Source organism: Hymenobacter sp. (genome assembly GCF_035709525.1).
Taxonomy (GTDB): Bacteria; Bacteroidota; Bacteroidia; order Cytophagales; family Hymenobacteraceae; genus Hymenobacter.
On record NZ_DASTEP010000214.1, the window covers coordinates 1 to 3,938 of the forward strand.

Genomic DNA, 3,938 nt, shown 5'->3' on the forward strand with positions numbered 1-3,938 from the left:
CAGCAACGCTAAGACTCCAACTATTGCGTCTCTACGCCATTCAACGATTTCAGCCCCAGCCCTGCTTTAACCTACCCCACTGCCGCCCGGTTACTAGCGCATGTCCCAGCTCCTTACTCCCGAGGTCGCCGCGCTCAGCGGCATCACCGCCTTTCAGGATTTGCCGCCCGCCGTGCTCGACTGGCTGCTGCAAGCCGGCGAGCTGCGCCAGTACGCCCCCGGCGAGGTGGTAGTAGAGGCCGGCGCGCCCGCCGACCGCCTGCTGGCCGTGGTAAGCGGCGGCGTGCAGTACTACGCCGTCAACAGCGTGCAGGCCTCGCCCGTTTTTCGCATGGAGCCGGGCCAGGTGGGCGGCGTGCTTCCCTACTCGCGCCTTCAAATATCTAAGGGACAAGGCATCGCCGTGGGCGAAACTACGATTTACGAGCTGCTGCGCAGCCAATTTTCGGCTCTCGAACACCAAAGCCCCGACCTGGTGCAGCGGCTGGTGAGCATCATGAACGACCGTGCCCGCGACGAGGTGCGCGCCCAGGAGCGCGACGACAAGCTGCGGGCGCTGGGCAAGCTCTCGGCCGGCCTCTCGCACGAGCTCAACAACCCCGCCGCCGCCATCGGCCGGGCCGCCGACGCGCTCAACAAGCATTTGTGCAACAGCCCACTGCTCCTCAAAAACCTGATGCTGGCCGGCCCACCCACTACCGCCATGATTGCCCTCAAAGCCCTGGCTTCGGAAAGCAGCGAGCGCCAGCCCCCGGCGCTGTCGGCCCTGGCCCGCGCCGACCAGGAAGACGAGCTGGCCGACTGGCTCGAAACCCAGGGCGTGCCCGACGGCTACGCCCTCACCGATGGCCTGCTGGCCGCCGGGCTCACCAGCGCCCAGCTCACGCCGCTGCTGGCTCAGCTGCCCGAGGCCGCCCGCGCCCCCGCCCTGGCCTGGCTCGAAGCCCACCTCACGGCCCTGCGCCTCACCCGCGACATCCGGGAGGCCAGCCAGCGCATCAGCACGCTGGTGAGCGATGTGAAAACCTACTCGCACATGGACCGCGCCGGCGGCCGCGAGCCGCTGGCCCTCACCGATGGGCTCGATAGCACGCTCAACATCTTCGCCCACGCCCTGCGCGACAAAAACGTGCGCCTCACCCGCGACTACGCCCCCGGCCTGCCGCTGGTGCTGGGCCAGGCCGGCAGCCTCAACCAGGTGTGGACCAACCTTATCGACAACGCCCTCGACGCGCTGCCCGCCAAAGGCGGCGAGCTCACGGTGCGCGTCACCGCGCAAAACGGCTTCGTACGAATTGATATTCAAGACAATGGCGCGGGCATCACGCCCGAAGTATTGGCCCACATGTTTGAGCCCTTTTATACGACTAAGCCGCCCGGCGAAGGCTCGGGGCAGGGGCTGGATATTGCCCGGCGCATCGTGCAGGAGCACGGCGGGCGGCTGGAAGCCACGTCTGAGTCGGGGAAAACGGAGTTTTCGGTCTGGCTGCCGAGTAAAATGTAGGGTAAGCTTTAGCTTGCCTTTTCCACGTCAGCTTACTGTAACTAACGTGGAAAAGGCAAGCTAAAGCTTACCCTACATTACATACGTGTATGGCCATTGCGTCCAGTCTTCTACCAGCCCGGCTTTCACTGGGTTGTTTGCCACATACGCCACTACCCGCTCCTGCTCTTCCCCATTTCGCACGACATGGTCGTAGCTTTCGTGCTGCCAGAAAGCCTACCCCGGCCGACCCAGCAATTTGTTTGCCGCCAGTGCGGTGCGGCCTTTCAGCCGCTGCATCATGCGGGCCGCCGAGAAGCCTGCCGCCTCGGGTAGCTGTACTACCAGGTGTACATGATTAGCCATCAGGCAGTAGGCTACTATCACCACGTCTAATTCCGCTAGCGCGTGTATTTCGCTCACCACTACCTCCGCAACGCGGGCTTCGCGCAGCCAAACAGGCCCTTGGTTGGCTTGGTCGAGCAGCGCGTCGCACGCGGCAAAGCGGCGCTTTTGCTGGCGGTTGAGGAGTTCCGCTTGTTGCGTAGCGCAGGCTGCTTGCCGCTGTGCTTCGCGCCACGCCAGTTCGCGGTCGTTGAATAACTGTTGCCAGGCGTCGGCCGCAATGGAGCCAGCCAGGCGAAACGTGAAAAACACGACCGCGCCCGGCGGCACGATATGCGGCAAGCGGCGCTCGTAATGCGTCTTCATGTAGGCTAAGCTTTAGCTTGCCAGCGCAAGAGATGAAATAATCAGTAAATTAATCAATTAACTGGCAAGCTAAAGCTTACCCTACACTCTTTCATGAAGAAGCCTATCATCCTGACGGTTGACGACGATGCGCAGGTGCTGAGCGCCATCACCCGCGACCTGCGCCAGGAATTCCGCCAGGACTACCGCATCCTGAGCGTAAACTCGGGGCCGGAAGCCCTAACGACGCTCGACGAGCTGCGCGCCCGCGCCGAGCCGCTGGCCCTGGTGCTGGCCGACCAGCGCATGCCCGAGGTCGAAGGCGTGGAGGTATTGACCCGCGCCCGCGAGCTATTTCCCGACACCAAGCGCGTGCTACTCACCGCCTATGCCGATACCTCGGCCGCCATCCGGGCCATCAATTCGGCGCAGCTCGACTACTACCTGCTCAAGCCCTGGGACCCGCCTGAGCAGCTGCTCTACCCTACCCTGCACGACTTGCTGCGCAGCTGGCAGGCCACGTACCGGCCCGCATTTGCGGGGCTGCGGCTGATTGGGTTTCAGTGGTCACCGCTGTCGCACGAGCTCAAGGATTTTCTCAGCGGCTACATGGTGGGCTACCAGTGGCTTGATTTTGAGAAGGATGCGGAGGCCGCCGCGCTGCTGGATACTACCGGCTTCGGGGCTGATGACCTGCCGGTCGTTATCTGCCCCGATGGCAAGGTAGCCTCGCGGCCCGACAAGGTAGAGCTGGCCCAGCACCTGGGCATTCAGGTAGCGGCCAAGCAGGAGCTGTACGACGTGGTGGTAATCGGGGCCGGGCCGGCCGGGCTGGCGGCGGCCGTTTACGGTGCCTCGGAGGGCTTGAAAACCCTCATCATCGAAAAGCAAACGCCGGGCGGGCAGGCCGGCTCCTCGTCGCGCATCGAAAACTACCTGGGCTTCCCCACCGGCCTCAGCGGGGCCGAGCTGGCGCACCGCGCCTGGAGCCAGGCCACCCGCCTCGGGGCCGAGTTCCTAGCCCCGCAGGAGGTCGTGAACCTCTGCGTGCAGGACGGCTACAAGGTATTGACGCTGAGCGATAAATCCGAGATAAAAGCCCGCGCCGTGGTGCTGACTACCGGCGTCAGCTACCGCGTGCTCGACGCGCCGGGGCTCGACCGCCTCAGCGGGGCGGGCGTGTACTACGGGGCGGCGCGCACCGAGGCGCGCAGCTGTAGCGAGCAGCCGGTGTACGTGGTGGGCGGCGGCAATTCGGCCGGGCAGGCGGCCATGTACTTGTCCACGTTTGCCTCGCGGGTGTTCATCGTCATTCGGGGCGCGAACCTGGCGGCCAGCATGTCGGCCTACCTGATTGAGCAGATTGGGCAGACGCCCAACATCGAGATTTTACCCCACACGCAGGTGCGCGAAGCCTGCGGCGGCAACTCGCTCGAAGCCGTGGTCATTCAGCGCGAGGGCCGCGAGCCCGAGAAGCACCCGGCGCGGGCGCTGTTCATTTTCATCGGGGCCAAGCCCAGCACCGAGTGGATTTGCGACCTTGCGCTGTGCGACGCCAAGGGCTACCTGCTCACCGGCCGCGACCTCGTCACCGACCCGCGCTACGCCACGTCTTGGCGAAAAGCCCGCGAGCCGTATCTGCTGGAAACCTGCGTACCGGGGCTATTTGCGGCCGGCGATGGGCGCGCCGGCGCGATGGCGCGGGTGGCGTCGGCGGTGGGTGAGGGCAGCATGGCCATCAAGTTTGTGCACCAGTATTTGGATG

The 3,938-nt window shown here is 64.7% G+C and carries 3 protein-coding genes; 2 read left to right on the top strand and 1 reads right to left on the bottom strand.

From position 1 onward, the window contains the following. Positions 1–100 precede the first annotated feature (100 nt). Positions 101–1,504 carry a sensor histidine kinase gene (locus VFO93_RS18865; protein ID WP_325135942.1) on the top strand — a complete coding sequence of 468 codons (1,404 nt, stop codon included), beginning with the start codon at positions 101–103 and terminating at the stop codon, positions 1,502–1,504. Positions 1,505–1,720: 216 nt separating this feature from the next. Here the strand turns inward: VFO93_RS18865 and VFO93_RS18870 are convergent, their stop codons facing one another. Then, positions 1,721–2,194, bottom strand: a complete 474-nt coding sequence (locus VFO93_RS18870; RefSeq protein WP_325135943.1) for a transposase — start codon at positions 2,192–2,194, stop codon at positions 1,721–1,723. 93 nt (positions 2,195–2,287) lie between these two features. Between VFO93_RS18870 and VFO93_RS18875 the strand changes: the two genes are divergently transcribed. After that, positions 2,288–3,938 (top strand): FAD-dependent oxidoreductase (locus VFO93_RS18875; protein ID WP_325135944.1); only part of this gene is annotated, 1,651 nt, incomplete at its 3' end.

Bases quoted from the DNA above. Each gene is read 5' to 3' on its own strand.
- VFO93_RS18870 (WP_325135943.1), bottom strand. From the start codon at position 2,194: ATGAAGACGCATTACGAGCGCCGCTTGCCGCATATCGTGCCGCCGGGC.
- VFO93_RS18865 (WP_325135942.1), top strand. From the start codon at position 101: ATGTCCCAGCTCCTTACTCCCGAGGTCGCCGCGCTCAGCGGCATCACC.